We start from the raw sequence: 19,929 nt of genomic DNA, 5'->3' as shown, positions 1-19,929 counted from the left end.
CCAAATGCGGGCATTACACAACATAAATTAGCCATAACGTTAAGGTCTCGTTAATTTTATTTTTCCAAATCAAGAGGCCCCTATGACCAAGTATGGTATATCCATTTTATTAATTTGTTTTTTTGGCATATTCACTTGCTTCGCGCAAGTGTCGGCAGATTGCGCCAATGCGGTTCCTATTTGTTATAATACTCCGGTCAATGGAGGTACAAATGGTTATGGAATTGATGATTATAATGGTGCGTCAATTTCTGGTTGTATTACTCAAGGTAGTGGTACGATCGAAACGAACTCCGCTTGGTATACCTTCAAAATTGGAGAAGTAGGGCAATTGGGGTTTAATATTGGGTTCGATTCAAACGAAGATTGGGATTTCGCACTATACAGAACTAACGATTGTAATGCACTGGGAGATCCGGTGAGATGTAACTATTTTGATAATTCTGATGATAGCAGTTATATAGGGGTGGGCGAAGACCCTACAGGCATAGAAAATATACAGTATGATGATTGGTTATTAGTTGAGCCGGGTGAAGAATACCTTTTAATGATCAATAACTTTAGTAATAATAATTCCGGATTTTCCATTCAGTTTTCAGGGACTATTTTTGTTGAGTTTCCTAATTCAGCCCTGGACTGTGATATTATAGACAATTTGCTAGGTCCGCCTATTATAGCATGTGATAATGAAACGGTAGTATTAGATGCTACAACGACCGATGCTATAACCTATGAATGGTATTTAGATGCAGGTACAGGCTATCAACGTATACCTGGTGAGAGTGATCCAGAATTATCAGTGGCGGTTTCTGGAATGTACCGCGTTTTGGTTGTGAGACCTTTAGGGAATAATTTAATAAGTGAAACACAGGTGGCATATGCCCCTTCTCCAGAAACTCATGAACTAGAAGATGAAACGGCATGTTTAGATGGTACGGTCATTGATTTTAACGAAAAAGATGCTGAAGCATTGGGCGGGCAAAGTCCCCTAGATTTTCGTGTATCTTACCATGAAAGTTTTGAAGACGCTTTTGATGGTGCCAATGCGCTTTCTAAAGAGTTTGTGCCTACACAAGTTTACCAAACTATATATGTTAGAACAACTTCTATTGAAAATTCCATGTGTTTTGATGCTTCTGAGTCTTTTGAGGTTGAAGGAATAGAATTGCCCATTTTAGATTTTGATACTGAGGTTTATATCTGCGGAGATGAGCCGGTAGTCACCATTGGTCAACGTATACCTGATGCTAGTTTTACGTATGAGTGGAGTTCAGGTCAAACAAGTTCTTTAATTACAGTGGCAGAACCAGGTGTTTATACCTTATCGGTGACCAATACGCAAGGGTTGATACAATGTATTACCGTAAGATCGGTTACCGTTGTTTTCTCTAGTCCGCCCGTTATATCCGATATTACCATTGAATATGAGGATGATGCATCAAACATGGTAAATGTTTATTTGGAAGAGAATGGTGATTTTGAATATCAGGTAGATGATCAAGCACCGCAAAATAGTAGTGTATTCAATAATTTATTTCCAGGAGAACATACAATAACGGTACGTGACCCCAATGGCTGTGGTTCTGATACCAGAGATATTGTAGTAGTAGGCTTTCCTAAGTTTTTTACTCCAAACGGTGATAATGTTAACGATGTTTGGAAAGTAGATGGTCTATCTGCATTAGAAGATCCGATGATCACTATTTACGACCGTTATGGTAAATTGTTATATCAGATATTCGAAGATTCCAGTGGTTGGAATGGTTCTTTCAATGGGCAGTTATTGCCGGAATCCGATTACTGGTTTAAACTTTCTTACACCAATTCTTTAGGGGAGAATACCAACGCATCATATATTAATAACCACTTCACTTTAAAGCGTTAAAGGTAATAATTGGCAGTGAGTAGTGTATTTTATCGATTAAATGCCAGAATCTTCGCTGTAAGATACTAAAGCAGGTCATGTGTAGTTATAATATACATCACGTATACTAAATAGTTACACTTTTTATGAGAGTACTCATTTGTTCTATTTGTTGTTTGTTTCTTTTCTGTTACAAAGTAAACGCACAAAATTCAGCCGATTGTAGAACGGCTATACCTGTTTGTGCCGATCAACCTATTATGGGCATAGCCGGTGGTTCTGGTGATGTAGATGATTTTGATCCGGAAGTTATAAGAGAAACAGGATGTCTAGAGAAAGGAAGTCTAACTTCGGCCAATATTGAATTCAATACATCTTGGTTTGTTTTTAGGGCAGGTACCGGCGGTCAGGTTGGTTTTGATATTGAGGCGTTGCCTTCAACTGGTTCTACACCTACGGCAGAATGGGATTTTGCAGTTTATGGACCAGATGTGGATTGTGCAGCTATTAGCAATGGAACGGCACAGCCAATTCGTTGTAATTACGAAGTGAACGATACAAACTTTACCGGTCTTGGTGTAAATCCCGATAGTGGTCAAGAAGGTCAGGCATCGTTAACAGGTAATCAAAATACATATGATGAGTATTTAGATGTGTTGCCAGGTGAGATTTATTATATCTTGATCAATAATTTTGCAGACAATTTTACAGGTGACCCAGAGCCATTTATGTTAACTTTTACAGGTAGCTCTGTTAGTGCTGATCAAGATACTGCCTTAGATTGTACCTTAAGGGATGAATTTTTAGGATTGGATATTGTTGCTTGCGAAGGTGATGACCCTATCACCATTAGTGCGTTGAATTCACCAGCAGGTGCGGATATCGCCAGCGTTGAATGGACGGTAGATTATGAAGACGACGGTATTATTGATGATACATTAACGGGTTCAGGAGATTTTGGAGCGGAATTGGTTATTGTTAGCCCAAATACAGGACGTTATTTTGCAAGTATTACAACGGCATCGGGCTCTCCGCCAACGGTAAGCGATGATAGTGGGGTGTTGGTTACGTTCTATGGCACACCTATTTTGGAAAGAGTAGAAACATTGGATACCAATCTCTCCATTGATCCAGATCAAAATAATATCGAATTTTTTGTTGAGGGTGATGGGGACTATGAATATGCGATCAATGACGGCGTATTTCAAGATAGTCCTGTTTTTATGAATGTTCCACCTGGTGTTAACACGGTTATTATTAATGATAAAAATGGTTGCGGTATTACTGATCCCTTAGAATTTTTGGTCGTCGGGTATCCAAAGTTTTTCACCCCTAATGGGGATGGTATTAATGATGACTGGAATGTAGAGGGAATAGAGACGTTAAGTGACCCTGTTGTGTTTATTTTTGATAGGTATGGTAAGCTTCTAAAGCAATTGGGTTCAACAGATGCTTGGGACGGAAATTACAATGGACAGCAAATGCCATCTACAGATTATTGGTTTCGCTTTGAATATGGTGAACAAGAAGATGCCTTATTAGTTGCCAAAACCCGAAAAACTCATTTTTCACTAAAAAGGTAAAACCCTCAGGACAGGTTCATGAGGCATTTAAAGGAAACAAACTTTTAAATTCTAGGCAAGCCTTGGGGTATTATGCCCTTAGGCGGTGCCAATAAAATAAAAAAGGGGAGCAATTTGCTCCCCTTTTTTATTGAATTCCATTTCCTTTAAAAGTTTATTGTATAACTTAAGGTTGCATTGGTAATACCTCTATCTATCATAGCAGGTGTTGTAATACCTGCATTGAAAAGTCTTTCGCTAACGTCTTGTTGAGAACGGCTTAGAGAAAAGTCTAGCTTACTGCCGCCGAAGTTATAGCCTATACCACCAGAAATAGCGTTTAAATCACCTATAGTATTGCCATTTGAATATGGACTTTGTTCAAAGCGATAACCTGCCCTTAAACTTACTTGTTGAATTCTATATTCACCACCAAGTCTAAAGGTTGAAACAGCGCCTAACTCACTCGCAATTTGTGAATTTACCGTCTGAAAACTTGGGTCGTTGGTAGGGCGGAGTTCGGATTGTGAGAAATCTTGGTAACCATAATCAAAACTCAAAAGCCCATCTTTTGCAAATATTACGGCTAAACTACCGGTAAGTTTACTTGGTGTTTTAACTGTATAGCTTTCAAAAAGATTAATAATATTAAAATTGATAAAATTAATATCGGCATCCGCAAGATCGGAATTAATGCGTTGAGAAGTATTATCCTCTAAACGATACCAGGTTGGTGATTGGTAGCTACCGCCCAGACGTACATTATCGTTTAATTTCGCAATAGCACCTAGACTGAAAGAAAAACCATTACCCTCCGTTTCTAAATAATTATCAAAAGTAGTTCTGGTTATTTCAGAATTAGGCTCGTAACCACTCTCGGTAAATTGATCAAACTGCGTATAGAGTACACTGTGGAAGTTTAATGAAGCACCTAGAAATATGTTTTCTTTGTACTGTGAAGCTACATTGATGGTAAACTTGCTATTGTACCCGGTTGTTCTTCTTATGAAATCTTGCTCCACAAAATCATAAAGCGTGTTGCTTACATAATTAGTATTTGCGTCATCTTCAGTTTCTGGGTCAAGAATACCGCCATAATATCCTAAAAATGCTTGTTGATCCCTAAAGCCTTGTGCTGAACCAATGTCTAAATAAGCTTCCTCTAAAAATTCACCATCTTGTACAAGAATGGAGCCAAAAGGTGTGCCTTGGGCATATTCGGAGAAATACGTGTCTATACCTTGTGTGCTACTTCCTGAAACATAGTATTCATTATCAAAATTGTTCACCAAATCATAATTGAAAGCCAAGGTAAATTTCTGCCAATCGGAATTGGAGTCGGTATTCCTGAAAACAAAGGCGCCACCAATTTGATTTAATTCAATAGTATTGTCTTTTGTTATGTTGGTGTCACCAAAATACCGTGCTTCATTATTGGTATTGTAATTGGACCCCGAGATGGTGAAAAGGCTATTGTTGAATACCGCTGAACCGGCAGGGTTTATGTTTAAGGAGGATAGGTCGCCACCTAAAGCCCCAAATGCACCGCCCATAGCTTGAAAGCGAGCGGTACCTTGTAGGTTTTCTGTACCGTAACGTAAGGCTTCGTTTATATTTTGAGCGCTACCAATGGCACATGCCATTAGTATTACGAAAGTCAAATATCTTTTCATAGCAATATTTAAGTGTTGATAAATGTTAGATTTTAGTTTCTTCTACTGCTGCTGCTTCTTGAAGAACCAGATGATCTAGAAGAGGATCCACTGCTTGAACTCCTAGAGCTGCTTCCAGAGCTTCTGTAAGAGCTGCCACTAGTACTGCTTCTTCCAGAACTGTAACTACTGCTTCTAGAACTGCTGCCGGAACTACGATAAGATCTGCTAGAACTTCCTGAGCTTCTGCCCGAAGAATAACTTCTTGAACTACTACCGGAGTTTCTATAGGTAGACGTTCTGGGAACGCTAACCCTACTGCTTGATCTAGATGAGCTAGAACTGTATGTTCTTGGGCTGCTACTGTATCTGCTGCTGTAGTTTCTAGAGGAACTGCTATATCTTGGTGTTGCTCTAGTGCTTCTGCTTGTTCTGTATGCTCTGTTTTGGTCCACACCAACAGTTCTTCTTGTAGAAGAGTTGCCAGAATACGTTCTTGAACTACGAGTGTTTGCAGAGCTTCTAGAAGTTGTCGCTCTGGAAGTGGTGCTTCTATACCTAGGTGAGTTACCTCTGGTGTTTACATTAGAACGACCTCTAGCCGCTGTAGAAGATAATCCGCTATTATTTGTTGTGTTTCTATTGTAATTGCCTCTTCTTGAGTTGTTAACTGCATAGCTTCTATTGGAAAATCCACGATTTCGATTGTAATACCCGTTGCCATAACCATAACCGTATCCATAACCGTAGAAAGGACGGTTCCAGCCGAAACCAATACCTGCGTAGCCAAATCCGAATCCGCCATAACCCCAATTGTTCCATCTATTCCATCCCCATGGTCTATTCCATCCATAACCGTAGTAACCTCCATAGCCCCAATTGTTCCAACCCCAGTTGTTCCAGCCCCAATATGGGTCGTTCCATCCGTAGAATCCTCCGTAGCCCCAATTGTTCCATCCATTATTGTGAATATAGATGCTTACATCGGAATTGTTGCTGCCCCAGCTACCATAACCTTCATAGTCGTTAGAATTGGCATAATAATCAATCAGTTGACCTTCAGTAATTTCTTCGTCTAAATTATTACTTGAATAAGAATCGACATCGGTAAAGATCTCGCTATCCAAAATTTGATCATATTGATCCGCCTTTTCACCAAAATAAGATGAATAGGTATCGTTTTCTGAAGTATTTTGATTGTAGTTTCTTTGTTCAGGTCTTCTTTCTACCGTTCTTACAACGTCGTCTGAATAAATGCCGTCATTGTCATAATATGAAGATTGTTGGTAGGTACCGCAAGAAGCAGCAAAAACTGCCAGGGTTACCAACATTGTAATGTTGCGAAGTTTGTTGTGGGGTAAGGAATATATCATCGGATCAAAATTATATTGTTGAACATATTAAAAATAACTAGTTTTACCCAATTATTACATACAAAGAATCACAAAATTTGTGCCAAAGTCTAGATAATGAGTAAAAATTTGACAAAGAGAAGCGAGGATTATTCCAAGTGGTATAATGAATTGGTAGTTAAGGCCGATCTAGCCGAAAACTCCGGTGTTAGAGGTTGTATGGTCATAAAACCATATGGTTTTGGTATTTGGGAGAAGATGCAAGCTGGTTTGGATAAAATGTTCAAGGAGACCGGACATGAGAACGCCTATTTTCCATTGTTTATTCCAAAATCATATTTAAGTAAAGAAGCAAGTCACGTAGAAGGTTTTGCAAAAGAATGTGCAGTTGTAACACATTATAGGTTAAAGAATGCCGAAGACGGAAGCGGTATAATCGTAGATCCAGAAGCTAAACTAGAGGAGGAGCTTATTGTTAGACCTACTTCTGAAACTATTATATGGGATACTTATAGAAAATGGATACAGTCCTACAGAGATTTACCATTATTAATTAACCAATGGGCAAATGTGGTTCGTTGGGAGATGCGTACAAGATTGTTCTTGAGAACGGCAGAATTTTTATGGCAAGAAGGTCATACGGCCCATGCTACGGAAAAAGAAGCCATAGAAGAGGCAGAGCAAATGATGAACGTGTATGCTGATTTTGTTGAAAATCATATGGCGGTGCCTGTAATTAAAGGAACTAAGACCGAAAGTGAAAGATTTGCAGGGGCAATTGAGACATATTGTATAGAGGCTTTAATGCAAGATGGTAAAGCCTTACAGGCAGGTACATCTCACTTTTTGGGCCAGAATTTCGCTAAGGCTTTTGATGTTAAATTTGCGACCAAGGAAGGCGGTAAAGAGCATGTATGGGCTACTTCATGGGGGGTATCTACAAGGTTAATGGGTGCTTTGGTAATGACTCATAGTGATGATAATGGTTTAGTTATTCCTCCAAAATTAGCACCTATACAAGTTGTTATTGTACCTATTTATAAAGGAATTGATCAATTGGACCAAATTTCGGAAACTGTTAATCCGTTAGTGAAAGAACTAAGGAGTAAAGGTATTTCAGTGAAATTTGATAATAGAGATACGCACAAACCAGGGTTTAAGTTCAATGAATATGAATTAAGGGGGGTGCCTGTACGTTTGGCTATTGGACCAAGAGATATGGAAAATGGTACTTATGAAGTGGCAAGAAGAGATACCTTGGAAAAAGAAACGGTAAATGCTGCAGATGTAGTTGAAAAAATCGAGTTCTTAATGGACGATATTCAAAAGAATATGTACCAGAAAGCACTTGATTACAGAAATAATCATATAACCGAAGTGAATTCTTATGATGAATTCAAAAAAGTTTTAGAAGAAAAAGGAGGATTTATTTCTGCTCATTGGGATGGAAGTAAAGAAACGGAAGAACTAGTGAAGGAGGAGACAAAAGCCACTATACGTTGCATTCCTATTGATGCAAAGAGTGAAGAAGGTGTGTGTATGGTTAGTGGTAAACCGTCTCAAAAAAGGGTGTTATTTGCAAAAGCATATTAATTTTTTTAAAAAATTATATTCAGGTGTTGCGATAGTGAAAAATATTTGTATTTTTGCATCCGCAATTGCGCAAAGTATGGTCCGTTCGTCTAGGGGTTAGGACGCCAGGTTTTCATCCTGGTAACAGGGGTTCGATTCCCCTACGGACTACAAAATTAAATTTTTGGATAATTTTCCAAAGCAGTGACATAATGGTCCGTTCGTCTAGGGGTTAGGACGCCAGGTTTTCATCCTGGTAACAGGGGTTCGATTCCCCTACGGACTACAAAATTAAATGGATGAAAATCCGAAGAAATTATAACAGAGAATAAAATGGCAAATCACAAGTCGGCATTAAAGAGAATTAGAAGAAACGAAGCAGTTCGTTTACGTAACAGATATCAGCATAAAACTACACGTAATGCTATAAAGAGATTGCGTGCAGAAGAATCTAAGAAAGATGCAGAGGCTCTTTTTCCAAGTGTTGTTAGTATGATCGATCGTTTAGCTAAGCGTAACATTATTCATGATAACAAAGCTGCTAACTTAAAAAGTAAGTTGGCAAAGCACGTTGCCGCTTTGTAAGATATTGCCTTAAGAAATTAAAAAGCCTTCCAAAACTGGGAGGCTTTTTTTATGGGCTAAATTTTAGTTTGTCTGCCTCATTGGTAACCTTAGTCTTCTCATTGATAGAAAACCTATGATGAAGCAGAGGTACATTGTCGCTATTGATATATAATGATACTTAGAGAGATTGTATGTAGTGTACAGTTGATAATCAAAAGACAATATATACATGGAAATAGGGTAACAGATGTAAAACATAAGTAATCCTAAACTGATCCAAAATAGCAAGTTTTTTCTAGGTATAAATTTCTGTTCTTCTGTAAATATCTTGTATAGATAAGTTAGGCACGCAAATATTAATACTATTGCACCCGCAATAATTGCATAGTTCTGAGGTTCGGTGTAAAAGTCTTGTAAAAACAAATTGACTATGCAGGTCAATAAAAATAATACACCACCATATTTAATGAGAATTCTACTTCTTTTGTTTTCAATTAATTGATAGAAAATATAAAAGAAATATAGATAGAATACAATGTCGAATATATTGAAAATTATAGTGTTGTAATTATAATATTCAGGTATATAAACTAATTGTATATCATCTACATCCCTAACGATAGCACCTAGTATTTCTGATAATAAAACGTAGCTTAATATTATGGGTAAATATTTTAAGATGGTATCGTAGTATAGCCTATACTTGGTAATGGATAAAACCAGTGCTATGAAATAGAAACAGATGTAGTAATTATTTAAAATATACTCCAACATGGTTTAACGGGCTATTTGACTGTGAAATGTTTATTGGTTTTTTGGCGGCGGTACACCTGTGCCTCTATTCAAAGTTAGACTTTCTTGACCTTGTAATATTGCCGGTACAGCTTTTGGTGTACTTGTTTTTGGTGCAAATGAAGCATATGCTTTTGTATTGGGGTCATTATTATTGCCATAACCTTCATTTATTGGTTCAAAGCTATTGTTCATAGGTACGGCTTGTTTGCCCTTTGCTCCTTGAGCTATATAAAAAAGATAATCACGCTTACCGTCATTATAAGTAGGGGAGAGCATAATGCTGTTCTGTCTTGGGTGTTTGATCGGTTCTTTGCTTTGAGGGAAATATTCCTCATTTGGGTAGTTGGAGTAGTAAAGTCTTAATGTGGAAATTTCAACTCCGGCATCGGCAGCTTCTTGTTCAATATATTCTAAATATTGCTTGATGGTTTTATAATCGTAGTAAACAAATCTGCCAACATGAAACTCTTCATCTCTTTTAGTTATTTTATTTATGGAGTCTTCATAACGTTGTATTAATGGTACCCGCCTTTTTTCATATGAGTCATACATATTTTTTGCCTGTGAAATAGGTACTATTTCTTGAGGAGCTAATACCACTGGTTTTTCCGGTTTCTTTGGGTCTTGCTCTTTGGGTTGATCATTACAGCTCATAAAAGCAGAGATGATAATGGTGCATAAGATTTTACTGATTAGGATAGATGGTCTTTTCATTTTCTGAGATTTTAAGTGTTTACTAAAGAAAAATGCTAAAAGACTGGGGGATAGTTCTTTCTGATTTTATAAAGATATCAAAAAAATAGCAGCTTTAATTTTTGATGTTATTATTAGGGTAGTTTATTATAGTGGGTATGCTACAAAATAAAAAATCCCGATTTCTTAATGAAATCGGGATTTAAAATTATAATTAAAAAGAATTACTGATTCATTGTCATCAAGAACTCTTCATTGTTTTTGGTTTGTTTAAAACGTTGCTCAATAAACTCCATGGCTTCTACAGGATTCATATCTGCAAGGTACTTACGCATTATCCACATACGTTGTAGGGTGTTTTCATCAAGTAGCATGTCATCTCTACGTGTGCTTGAAGAAGTAAGGTCAATAGCAGGGAAAATTCTTCTATTTGCAATCTTACGATCTAATTGAAGTTCCATGTTACCGGTTCCTTTAAATTCCTCAAAAATAACCTCGTCCATTTTAGACCCAGTTTCAGTTAAGGCTGTTGCAATGATAGACAGTGAACCACCACCTTCAATATTACGTGCAGCACCAAAGAATCTTTTTGGCTTATGTAATGCGTTAGCATCAACACCACCACTTAATACCTTACCAGAAGCTGGTTGAACAGTATTGTAGGCTCTTGCCAAACGTGTGATGGAATCTAAAAGGATTACTACGTCATGACCACATTCTACTAATCTCTTTGCTTTTTCCAAAACAATATTAGCAACTCTTACGTGCTCAGTCGGTTCTTTGTCAAAAGTAGATGCTACAACTTCACCACGTACATTACGTTGCATATCCGTAACCTCTTCCGGTCTTTCGTCGATAAGCAAAATAATTTGGTAAACTTCAGGATGGTTTGCAGCAATACCGTTCGCAATATCTTTAAGTAACATGGTTTTACCAGACTTAGGTTGCGATACGATCATACCCCTTTGCCCTTTACCAATAGGTGAGAACAAATCAATAATACGGGTAGATATTGTACTTTGGCGTTCTGCCAAATTGAATTTTTCTTGTGGGAATAACGGAGTTAAATGCTCAAATGATACACGATCGCGTACGATCTGAGGGTCTATGCCGTTAATTTTATTTACCTTAATAAGAGGGAAATACTTTTCACCTTCTTTTGGTGGTCTTACGTTACCTAAAACGGTATCACCTGTTTTAAGGCCAAAAAGACGAATTTGCGACTGAGAAACATAGATGTCATCAGGAGATGATAGGTAGTTATAATCGGAAGAACGTAAAAAACCGTATCCATCTTGCATGATATCCAACACACCTTCACTGGCTATTATGGAATCAAACTCATATTCCGGCTCCTTGTACCTGTTTTTAAGGTCTTTGTCAAAATTACTTTTGTCATGAGGAGTCCTTGGGTTAGGTTTCTTCTTATGATTATTATTCTGTTGCGAATTCTTATTATTGTTATTGTTTGACTGATTTGAAGACTTAGGTCTTGGTCTAGGTCTTTTTTGTTCAGTAACTTCTTTAACCTCATTTTCTTGCGGAGCTTCCTTTTTTACGGGAGTCTCTTTTGCCGTAGCCGGTTTAGCGTCTGTACTAGCATCCTTTTTGGTGTTTTGTGCAACACGTGCTCTAGGTCTAGGTTTAGGCTTCGGTTTTTCTTCTGTAGGCTTAGGTGCCTCTTCAGTGGTTGTGGGGGCAATAGCTGCGGCAACTTTTGGGTTGGCGGCTTGTAGGTCCAAAATTTGATAAACTAAATCTAGTTTTTTCAAGGTTTTGAATTTAGGAACCTTAAGTCCTTTAGCAATTTCCTGAAGCTCAGGTAGCTTTTTCGATTTTAAATCTGAAATCTCAAACATTAAGTAATAGAATAAATTATATAAGTAGTTTGTATTGTAAGAAGTAAATAATTTTATTTGGATAATCTATAAGGAAAGTTATTCCTTAACTGGTAGGTGTTATGACGTGATAACGTAGCAATATTACAAATTATTTTGAATAAAATGGTTATATTTTTTGAAAAGACCTGTATTTTTGCAATTAGAAAGCGATATTAGATTTATGATTCAAAGAATTCAGAGCCTTTTTTTAGTAATTGTTGCAATACTTACGGGTATACTTCCGTTCTTCTTTAATCTGTGGATTAATGTAGATGGTACAGAAGTTTTTGCAAACAATGAATTGCTCATTTCTATCGCATTTTACGCAAGTGCCGTTTTGGCTATTTGGTCTATGGTACAATTTAAAAATAGAAAATCTCAGTTTGTAATAAACAGGCTGAACATGATATTGAACGTTTTTTTATTAGGATTTTTCGTTTACCGATCACTAAACTTATCCGGAGAAACTTCGGTTTCTGAGAAGGGTATTGGGATGCTGATTCCAGTATTTTCTATCATTTTTTTGGTCCTTGCAAATAGGGCAATAAAAAAGGATGAAGATCTTGTAAAATCTGTTGATCGCTTACGTTAAGCCTGTAATCTTAGTAGTATTAGTGCGTTAAAACCCGGGGTAGTTACCGGGTTTTTTTATGTCTCCACTTTCTTAAATATCACAGAAATATTGCAGTATTTCAACCATATGTGATAAACTGTTTACTTTTTCTTGAATTCTTCGTGATATCGTGGTTTTATGTTTGTCCTCAAGAAACAGCAAGGTTAGCGATAGTCGTTAATATCCTGTTTTAAACTAAAACAATTTTAAAAATTTACGATTATGAAAAACAGAAAATTTACACTTGTATTATTACTTAGTGCCGTAACAACATTCTTTGTTAGCTGCTCAGATGATGATGTAGAAACAGTAACCGTTACGGAAACTGTGGTTGAAACAGAAACGGTTGAAGTAGATTCTTCAATGCCAGTTGGTGACCTAACCGTTTCATTAAGCGGTAATTTGGTAGCAGAAAGTGGCACGCCTACCCAAGGTTTGGTTGAATTGGGTGTAGATACCGAAAGTTCTTATTTTGTGCATTTTGGAGATGATTTTACAACTGAATTAGGTACTGGTACCGTAGGTATTTTCTTTTCTACCTCAGACACTTTCACTGCCGATCCAGCTAATGGTAACCCAGATCTAATGCTTATTGGTAACGTTGCCGGTAATGGTGAAATGTTCATAAAGTTAGATGCAATGCCTGATGCTAAATACACACACATTATTCTTTGGTGTGCTACGGCTAATATTCCTTTTGGAAATGTAGCATTAAACTAAAAAATAGAATATTGATTGCCTTTGGGAATAGAGACACCTGATTCTGTTTTTCTATGTCTCCCAAAGGCTTTTTTTATAGGTTTTCAATGTTGTGGCCTATAATTTGAAAAAACAGAATTATGGAAAAAATAAAAATCTTCTTAGGTATTTGCTTTTGCTTGCTTACTGTTGGTCTGCAGGCGCAAAGCGGATGGACAAGGGGGGCAAAGGGATTCTATCTTCAAGCTTCGGCATCATATTTCTCTTCTAATAATTATTATACAACAGAGGGTAGATTGGCTGATCAAGGAAGCGATTTTAGAACCAGCGGACTCTTGCTTTACGGTGAATACGGTATCTCCGATAGGTTTACGGCAATAGTAGATTTGCCAATTGTTCGTTTAAATAGTTTTAGCACTACAGAAACTGTTGCTGGTGTAGGTAATATACAATTGGGAGTTAAGTATAAGCTACTTAAAAGCTTTCCTTTGTCTTTACAGGTTGCTTTGGATATACCTACTAATGATGGTACTAACTTTGCAAGATCTAACGAGCCAAATGCCTTTGGTCAATTTGATGAAATAAATTTACCTGTTTCTGATGGTGAATTTAATATATGGACAACCTTGGCCGCATCCCATGGTTTTAAAAACGGTAAAACATATGCATCGGCATTTTCAAGTGTAAATTTTAGAACTGAAGGATTCAGTAACCAATTTCAAGCCGGGGTTGAGTTAGGACATTTGTTCTTTAATAAGCTATATCTTATTGGAAAATTGAAAATTCAAGAAAGATTATCTTCTGAGAATAATGTGCAAAGTGGATCTTTCTTATTTGGTGAGGGTACCACATTTACAAATTACGGAATTACGTCAATGTATAAGATTACAGACCATTTTAATTTGGTTGCGCAATATTCTGATTATGCCGGTTTTCTGGTAGATAGAAAAAATGTCTACGATGGTGGTACCATTTCTTTGGGCGTATCATTTGAATATTAATTAGCTAAATACAGGGTGTAAGTGTTAAGAGACGCCCTGTTTTTACCTTTTTCCAAGCTCTATTACTTCAAGATCTTTAATATTGTCTCCATCGATAACAAAACGTAACATGGTGCGTACTTGATGAAACCCATGTTTTCCACAGGCCCCAGGGTTCATATGTAGTACCCCTAACTTTTTGTCCATCATTACTTTTAATATGTGAGAGTGACCACAAATGAAAAGTTTAGGCGGATTTTCTTTAATAATATCGCGTGTTCTAATATTGTATTTAGGTGGATACCCTCCAATGTGGGTAATAAGAACATCAACTCCCTCACAGAAAAATCTATTGTTTTCAGGAAATTCTTTTTGAATTATATGATCGTCAATATTGCCATGTACACCTCTTAGTGGTTTAAGTTTTGCAAGTGCATCGGTTACTTTTAAGTTCCCAATATCCCCTGCATGCCATACTTCGTCTGCCCATCTTGCATGTTTTAATATGGCGTCGTCCATATAAGAATGTGTATCGGAAAGAAGAAGAATTTTGGTCATTATTATTGCTCAATTTTATATTTATTGACTTTCCATGAAAAATGAAAATAACCAACGTTTAAGTTTTCCTATTTACTGTGGGTACCAAGAATGTTAAAACGTATGGTTTTTAATACCTTTGTCAAATACAAAACTAGTATATCCTTTTGAGATTCTTCATTCAATTTTCATACTTCGGTAAAGCGTATCACGGTTGGCAAAATCAGCCAAATGCCATTACAGTGCAAGAAGTGCTGGAAAAAGCGATGTCCAAACTTTTAAACAGTCCGGTTGCATTAATGGGTGCAGGACGTACAGATACTGGTGTTCATGCCAAAATGATGTATGCCCATTTTGATGTTGATAGCTTGGGTGATATTCCTGAATATGTGTTCAGACTTAATTCTTATTTGCCAAATGACATTGCGGTAGACCGTATTTTTGAAGTAGAAGAAGATGCACATGCACGTTTTCATGCTACTTCCAGAACATATGAGTATCATATTACAAAAAGCAAGGATCCTTTTTCTACGGACCTTGCATATTTCGTAAAAAAAGATCTTGATATTCAACTAATGAACGATGCAGCTGAACTATTATTGGGCAAAAAAGATTTTGAATGTTTTTCTAAATCCAATACAGATGTCTTTACCAATATCTGTGACCTAAGAGAAGCACAATGGAAGCTAGAAAATAATACGCTTGTATTTACCATTACGGCAGATCGGTTTTTAAGAAATATGGTTAGGGCTATCGTTGGTACGCTAATTAATGTAGGATTGGAGAAATATTCACCTGACTATGTTAATACCATATTAAAAAGCAAGGATAGGACAATGGCAGGCGTTTCTGTTCCTGCAAAAGGACTATATTTGACCTCTATTGTTTACCCCAATACTATTTTAAAGAATGGATAAGGATTCTGGCAAAGCATTTGACACTCGTCTTTTTAAACGCTTACTGGCCTATACAAAACCGTACAAAATTACATTTTATGGCGTTGCATTGTCTGCCATATTATTGTCTGGTTTTGCTATTCTTACCCCTTTGATCGTAAAAAAAATTATTGATGAGGCCATTAAGGGCAGCAATAAAGAAATGCTATTGTATTTAACGGTTGCTATGTTGGTGGTTTTGCTTGGTCAGGTAATTTTTCAACTGGCGTTCAATTATTACGCTAACTGGTTAGGAGAATCTGTGATCAAAGATGTAAGGATAAGTCTTTTCAAGAAAATGCTTTCTTTTAAAATGACCTATTTTGATAATTCCTCATTGGGTGTTTTGGTAACTAGGGCTGTTGCAGACATGCAACGAATTGGAGAGATTTTTAGTCAAGGTTTTTTTGTCATTGTGGCCGATTTATTGAAAATGGTCGTTGCGGCAATGGTCATGTTGTTTATTAATTGGAAGTTATCATTAATCGTATTTGCATTATTGCCAATTATAGTATATGCTACTAGATGGTTTCAAAAAGCGATGAAAGTAGCGTTTACCGAGGTAAGGGCAGAGGTTTCAAATTTAAATTCCTTTGTGCAGGAGCGAATTACAGGAATGAAAATCGTTCAACTTTTTACCAGAGAGAAAATTGAAAGCGCCAAGTTTAGGGAAATAAACGAAAAGCATAAAAAAGCTTGGTTGAAAACGGTATGGTATAATTCTATCTTTTTCCCTATTGCTGAAATTGTTTCTTCTTTAACGGTAGGGTTAATTGTTTGGTACGGTGGCTTACAGAATGTAGCGAATATTTCAACTGATATTGCAGGTACGTTATTTGCTTTTATTATGTTGATAGATTTGTTGTTTAGACCATTGCGCCAAATTGCGGACAAGTTCAACACCTTGCAAATGGGTATGGTTGCGGCTAATAGGGTTTTTAAAATTTTGGATACCGATAGTCACATACAAAATGTAGGTTCTTATGAGAAAGAAGTGGTAAGTGGTGATATTTCTTTTGAAAACGTTCATTTTGGATATTTGGAAGATGAAGAGGTGTTACATGGTATTTCCTTTGATGTTAAAGCAGGAGAAACAGTAGCTATTGTTGGTGCTACAGGAGCCGGAAAAAGTACGATAATTAATTTATTGAACAGATTTTACGAAATTAATTCAGGTTCAATTAAGGTTGATGGTGTTGACATTCAAGACTATAAATTATCTTCATTAAGATCTCATATTGCCGTAGTATTACAAGATGTGTTTCTTTTTGCCGATACCATTGCAAATAACATTTCTTTAAAAGATGAAAGTATATCTGTTGATGATATAGAAAAAGCGGCCAAGGCTATTGGGGTAGATGAATTTATTTCCAGCCTACCAGGTGGCTATCACTATAATGTAAAAGAACGAGGTACCATGCTTTCTAGTGGTCAACGCCAGCTAATTGCTTTTTTACGTGCATATGTAAGTAATCCTAGTATCTTAATATTGGATGAAGCTACATCGTCCGTAGATACGTATTCTGAACAATTGATACAATTGGCTACGGATAAGATTACCCAAGGGAGAACTTCTATCGTAATTGCTCACAGATTAGCTACCATTAAAAAAGCGGATAAAATTATTGTAATGGATGCCGGTAACATCGTTGAGACAGGCACACATAAAGAACTTCTTAAAAAAGGTGGTTATTATAGTAATCTGTATGAGGCTCAGTTCTTAGCTGAGGAGGTTGCTTGATCAAGGAGTCATTTGCTGAAATGTGTCCGTGAAAAGGGCTATATACTATTGCAATTAACATTAGTATAAAACAAATCGTAGCGAATAAAACAAGAAAGAATAAAAGTTTCAATAAGGTCTGCTTTATGGTCAAATTAAAGAGTTTGTAAAATACCCAAGTAAAGAACCCAATTTGAAATACCAAATTGACCATGGAAATGTAAAAAAGTAGTTTGGAGTTCCATAAAACCAACATGTAAACGGTATTGACAATTATGGAAATATGTGAATATGCGTAGATGTTTATTACAAAATGCTCACTAAGGTTAAATTGTTTTTTATTGATAAAAACTACTCTTGACATTAAAGCAAGAAAAGGTAGCATAGCTATATAGAAGAGACTTTGATATTTAAACAAGTAAGTATTCCATTGCTTTTGAAAATCTTGTGCCATTTTATCGGCATCAGTTAAAGATGAAGAATTTTCATATTTAAAATCAAAATCTAAAGCATTAGGGTAAAACTCGGTACAGACATAAACAAAAAGACCGCCAAAAGTAATTGCTATGGTGAGGTAGCTAATAGGGTTTAAGTACTTCTTTCTAACACCGCTAATGTATCCTCCAATAACTTCATCAGGTTTAGTAAAAAGGTGTTTAAATGTTATAAGAAAGGTATTGTCAATGTTGAAAAATCGCTCGGTAGCATCATACCATAAATTCTTTACTGAAAGTCTGTTTCTAATTACCTTAGCGCCACAATGGGGACAATAACTATAATCCGTTCTTAAGTTGTTTTGGCAGTTCTTACAATTCATTGCACCAAATCTTGTTTCAACATATTAGTTAATTGGGTGATAGAATCATACAAAACAAATTCCCCGTTTTTAATATAGGAGATTAGTCCTGTTTCTTCACTGACCACTATACTTAGGGCGTCGGTTTTTTCACTAATACCGACTGCAGCTCTGTGTCGTAATCCAAAACGAAGGGGGATGTTTCGCTCGTTTGACACTGGTAAAATTACTCTTGTTGCAACAATATAATTACCAACAATGACTGCGGCACCATCATGCAATGTGCTGTTTTTATAGAAGATACTTTCTAGAATGGGTTGGTTGATTTCAATATTCATACGATCTCCAGAACTTTTAATGAAATCTAAAGAGTTGCTACGTTCTATTACTAAAATGGCCCCGGTTTTGGTACTGGCCATTTTTTCACAAGCTTTAATTATAGCGTCTACATCGGTTTCTGTAGAAATCCCTTCTTGCTTTAAAAATTTAAAGTGTTTTACAAAGTTTCTTTTGTTGGCAAAATTGGTTGACCCGATCATTAGCAAGAACTTTCTGATCTCTTGTTGAAAAACAATGATCAAAGCAATAAGTCCAACTTGCATAAATGCACCTACCATGCTACTGATCATTTGCATGTCCAACAACTCGGTCAATTTCCAAAATGCCCAAACAATGACAATTCCGATGAAAATATTAATGGCAACAGAGCCTCTTACCAGCTTATAAATGTAGTATAGGAGCACGGCAACAAAGATGATGTCTAAAACATCGGTAATCTTAAAATCAATAAAATTTAAAAAATCCAATCAGGTCCGTTTTAGTAAAATTAAGAAATCAGTATAAACTTAGGCATTTAATTGTTCATATAGTTTTGTGCACTCTACAGCTTCTTTAACATCATGCACCCTTAGAATTTTCGCTCCCTTTTGTAAGCAGGCCATGTGCAATGCTGTGGTGCCGTTTAAAGCTTGGTCCGCAGTTACGTCTAATGTCTTGTAAATCATTGATTTTCTGCTAATACCTGCTAGTAAAGGGTGTTCAATAATACTCATTACTTCCATTTGTTTTAAAAGCTCAAAATTTTGTTCCAGGTTTTTTGCAAAACCAAATCCTGGATCAATAATAATATCTTTAACACCTAATGCTTTTGCGGCAGCAAGTCTTTCTGAAAAATAAAAAAGTACTTCCTTTAAAATATCCTTATAATCTGTTTGTTGCTGCATGTTTTTGGGTGTACCGCGCATGTGCATCATAATGTATGGTACATTTAGTTTGGCTACAGTGCTCAACATATTATTATCATGTAATCCTGCGGAAATGTCATTTACTATAGCGGCACCATTTTCAATGCATGCTTTAGCGACATTACTTCTAAAAGTGTCTATTGAAAGAATAACATCTGGAAATTTATTGATTATTAAACTTACAATTGGTGTAATTCGTTTTAATTCTGTGTCCTCATCAACCTCTTTGGCACCTGGTCTGCTACTATAAGCTCCTACATCTATAAATGTTGCGCCTTCATTTAGCATTTTATCAACTTGGTTCAGTACACTTGCTTCATCCTTATATTTACCGCCATCAAAAAAAGAATCTGGGGTAACATTTAAAATGCCCATTATTTTGGGTCGTTCAAGAGAAATAAGATTGCCGTTACAGTTTATGGTCATTATCAATAATTAAAAGGAATTTGTGGCATTTTCCAAGTTTAA

17 protein-coding genes and 2 tRNA genes are annotated in these 19,929 nt (G+C 36.4%); 11 read left to right on the top strand and 8 right to left on the bottom strand.

All coding sequences use genetic code 11. The annotated features are described in order from the left end of the window. Window positions 1–82: 82 nt before the first annotated feature. Together I600_RS06515 and I600_RS06510 are read left to right on the top strand one after the other, a co-directional pair. On the top strand, window positions 83–1,885 hold the full coding sequence (locus tag I600_RS06515) for a T9SS type B sorting domain-containing protein (protein WP_058103652.1): 1,803 nt from the start codon (window positions 83–85) through the stop codon (window positions 1,883–1,885). A gap of 125 nt (window positions 1,886–2,010) precedes the next feature. Then, the gene (locus I600_RS06510; protein ID WP_058103651.1) at window positions 2,011–3,447 is read left to right on the top strand and encodes a T9SS type B sorting domain-containing protein; all 1,437 of its coding nucleotides are present in this window, start codon (window positions 2,011–2,013) and stop codon (window positions 3,445–3,447) included. Between the two features lie 146 nt (window positions 3,448–3,593). Here the strand turns inward: I600_RS06510 and I600_RS06505 are convergent, their stop codons facing one another. Then, entirely contained in the window at window positions 3,594–5,099 is a 1,506-nt protein-coding gene (locus I600_RS06505; RefSeq protein ID WP_058103650.1) for an OmpP1/FadL family transporter, read from the bottom strand. A gap of 32 nt (window positions 5,100–5,131) precedes the next feature. Next, complete coding sequence (locus I600_RS19165; protein ID WP_157490848.1) at window positions 5,132–6,451, bottom strand: hypothetical protein; 1,320 nt, start codon at window positions 6,449–6,451, stop codon at window positions 5,132–5,134. A gap of 96 nt (window positions 6,452–6,547) precedes the next feature. Between I600_RS19165 and proS the strand changes: the two genes are divergently transcribed. From proS to rpsT, 4 genes are all read left to right on the top strand, one after another. Next, window positions 6,548–8,023: a proline--tRNA ligase gene (gene proS / locus I600_RS06490; RefSeq protein WP_058103647.1), complete on the top strand. Its 1,476-nt coding sequence runs from the start codon at window positions 6,548–6,550 to the stop codon at window positions 8,021–8,023. A 78-nt stretch (window positions 8,024–8,101) separates the two neighbouring features. Further along, window positions 8,102–8,173 (top strand) — tRNA-Glu (locus I600_RS06485). Window positions 8,174–8,216: 43 nt separating this feature from the next. Continuing rightward, a tRNA-Glu gene (locus tag I600_RS06480) sits at window positions 8,217–8,288 on the top strand. Between the two features lie 47 nt (window positions 8,289–8,335). Further along, on the top strand, window positions 8,336–8,587 hold the full coding sequence (gene rpsT / locus I600_RS06475; RefSeq protein WP_036152561.1) for a 30S ribosomal protein S20: 252 nt from the start codon (window positions 8,336–8,338) through the stop codon (window positions 8,585–8,587). Between the two features lie 786 nt (window positions 8,588–9,373). Here rpsT and I600_RS06470 read toward each other — a convergent pair. Continuing rightward, window positions 9,374–10,078, bottom strand: coding sequence for a hypothetical protein (locus tag I600_RS06470; RefSeq protein ID WP_157490847.1), 705 nt, complete (start codon window positions 10,076–10,078; stop codon window positions 9,374–9,376). 203 nt (window positions 10,079–10,281) lie between these two features. Beyond that, on the bottom strand, window positions 10,282–11,916 hold the full coding sequence (gene rho / locus I600_RS06465) for a transcription termination factor Rho (protein ID WP_058103645.1): 1,635 nt from the start codon (window positions 11,914–11,916) through the stop codon (window positions 10,282–10,284). Between the two features lie 202 nt (window positions 11,917–12,118). On the opposite strand from rho, the gene I600_RS06460 reads away from it, so the two are divergent. From I600_RS06460 to I600_RS06450, 3 genes are all read left to right on the top strand, one after another. Next, window positions 12,119–12,529 carry a DUF4293 domain-containing protein gene (locus tag I600_RS06460; RefSeq protein ID WP_058104302.1) on the top strand — a complete coding sequence of 137 codons (411 nt, stop codon included), beginning with the start codon at window positions 12,119–12,121 and terminating at the stop codon, window positions 12,527–12,529. A gap of 243 nt (window positions 12,530–12,772) precedes the next feature. Beyond that, on the top strand, window positions 12,773–13,270 hold the full coding sequence (locus tag I600_RS06455; protein WP_058103644.1) for a hypothetical protein: 498 nt from the start codon (window positions 12,773–12,775) through the stop codon (window positions 13,268–13,270). Between the two features lie 119 nt (window positions 13,271–13,389). Then, window positions 13,390–14,250, top strand: coding sequence for a hypothetical protein (locus I600_RS06450; protein ID WP_058103643.1), 861 nt, complete (start codon window positions 13,390–13,392; stop codon window positions 14,248–14,250). A gap of 42 nt (window positions 14,251–14,292) precedes the next feature. Here I600_RS06450 and I600_RS06445 read toward each other — a convergent pair whose 3' ends face one another. Next, on the bottom strand, window positions 14,293–14,787 hold the full coding sequence (locus I600_RS06445) for a metallophosphoesterase family protein (protein WP_058103642.1): 495 nt from the start codon (window positions 14,785–14,787) through the stop codon (window positions 14,293–14,295). A 146-nt stretch (window positions 14,788–14,933) separates the two neighbouring features. On the opposite strand from I600_RS06445, the gene truA reads away from it, so the two are divergent. Both truA and I600_RS06435 read left to right on the top strand, forming a co-directional pair. Next, complete coding sequence (truA, locus tag I600_RS06440) at window positions 14,934–15,683, top strand: tRNA pseudouridine(38-40) synthase TruA (protein ID WP_058103641.1); 750 nt, start codon at window positions 14,934–14,936, stop codon at window positions 15,681–15,683. Then, the gene (locus I600_RS06435) at window positions 15,676–17,442 is read left to right on the top strand and encodes an ABC transporter ATP-binding protein (RefSeq protein WP_058103640.1); all 1,767 of its coding nucleotides are present in this window, start codon (window positions 15,676–15,678) and stop codon (window positions 17,440–17,442) included. The genes truA and I600_RS06435 overlap by 8 nt, the downstream gene beginning before the upstream one ends. Here I600_RS06435 and I600_RS06430 read toward each other — a convergent pair. From I600_RS06430 to folP, 3 genes are read right to left on the bottom strand one after another with little or no spacing between them, the layout of a single operon-like run. After that, the gene (locus I600_RS06430; RefSeq protein ID WP_058103639.1) at window positions 17,378–18,238 is read right to left on the bottom strand and encodes a DUF3667 domain-containing protein; all 861 of its coding nucleotides are present in this window, start codon (window positions 18,236–18,238) and stop codon (window positions 17,378–17,380) included. The genes I600_RS06435 and I600_RS06430 overlap by 65 nt on opposite strands. Then, a complete protein-coding gene (locus I600_RS06425) occupies window positions 18,235–19,023 on the bottom strand; it encodes a diadenylate cyclase (RefSeq protein ID WP_058103638.1) in 789 nt (262 codons plus the stop codon). Before I600_RS06425 ends, I600_RS06430 begins: the two co-directional genes overlap by 4 nt. A gap of 39 nt (window positions 19,024–19,062) precedes the next feature. Further along, complete coding sequence (folP, locus tag I600_RS06420; RefSeq protein WP_058103637.1) at window positions 19,063–19,887, bottom strand: dihydropteroate synthase; 825 nt, start codon at window positions 19,885–19,887, stop codon at window positions 19,063–19,065. Window positions 19,888–19,929 lie beyond the last annotated feature (42 nt).

It is taken from the genome of Maribacter dokdonensis DSW-8 (genome assembly GCF_001447995.1).
Lineage (GTDB): Bacteria > Bacteroidota > Bacteroidia > Flavobacteriales > Flavobacteriaceae > Maribacter > Maribacter dokdonensis.
Note: the sequence above shows the minus strand (reverse complement) of the source record. Positions and strands in the feature narration are given on the sequence as shown.

Excerpts from the sequence above, each read along its gene's own strand:
- I600_RS06515 (WP_058103652.1), top strand. The coding sequence starts at position 83 with ATGACCAAGTATGGTATATCCATTTTATTAATTTGTTTTTTTGGCATA.
- I600_RS06510 (WP_058103651.1), top strand. The coding sequence starts at position 2,011 with ATGAGAGTACTCATTTGTTCTATTTGTTGTTTGTTTCTTTTCTGTTAC.
- I600_RS06505 (WP_058103650.1), bottom strand. The coding sequence starts at position 5,099 with ATGAAAAGATATTTGACTTTCGTAATACTAATGGCATGTGCCATTGGT.
- I600_RS19165 (WP_157490848.1), bottom strand. The coding sequence starts at position 6,451 with ATGATATATTCCTTACCCCACAACAAACTTCGCAACATTACAATGTTG.
- proS (WP_058103647.1), top strand. The coding sequence starts at position 6,548 with ATGAGTAAAAATTTGACAAAGAGAAGCGAGGATTATTCCAAGTGGTAT.
- rpsT (WP_036152561.1), top strand. The coding sequence starts at position 8,336 with ATGGCAAATCACAAGTCGGCATTAAAGAGAATTAGAAGAAACGAAGCA.
- I600_RS06470 (WP_157490847.1), bottom strand. The coding sequence starts at position 10,078 with ATGAAAAGACCATCTATCCTAATCAGTAAAATCTTATGCACCATTATC.
- rho (WP_058103645.1), bottom strand. The coding sequence starts at position 11,916 with ATGTTTGAGATTTCAGATTTAAAATCGAAAAAGCTACCTGAGCTTCAG.
- I600_RS06460 (WP_058104302.1), top strand. The coding sequence starts at position 12,119 with ATGATTCAAAGAATTCAGAGCCTTTTTTTAGTAATTGTTGCAATACTT.
- I600_RS06455 (WP_058103644.1), top strand. The coding sequence starts at position 12,773 with ATGAAAAACAGAAAATTTACACTTGTATTATTACTTAGTGCCGTAACA.
- I600_RS06450 (WP_058103643.1), top strand. The coding sequence starts at position 13,390 with ATGGAAAAAATAAAAATCTTCTTAGGTATTTGCTTTTGCTTGCTTACT.
- I600_RS06445 (WP_058103642.1), bottom strand. The coding sequence starts at position 14,787 with ATGACCAAAATTCTTCTTCTTTCCGATACACATTCTTATATGGACGAC.
- I600_RS06435 (WP_058103640.1), top strand. The coding sequence starts at position 15,676 with ATGGATAAGGATTCTGGCAAAGCATTTGACACTCGTCTTTTTAAACGC.
- I600_RS06430 (WP_058103639.1), bottom strand. The coding sequence starts at position 18,238 with ATGAATTGTAAGAACTGCCAAAACAACTTAAGAACGGATTATAGTTAT.
- folP (WP_058103637.1), bottom strand. The coding sequence starts at position 19,887 with ATGACCATAAACTGTAACGGCAATCTTATTTCTCTTGAACGACCCAAA.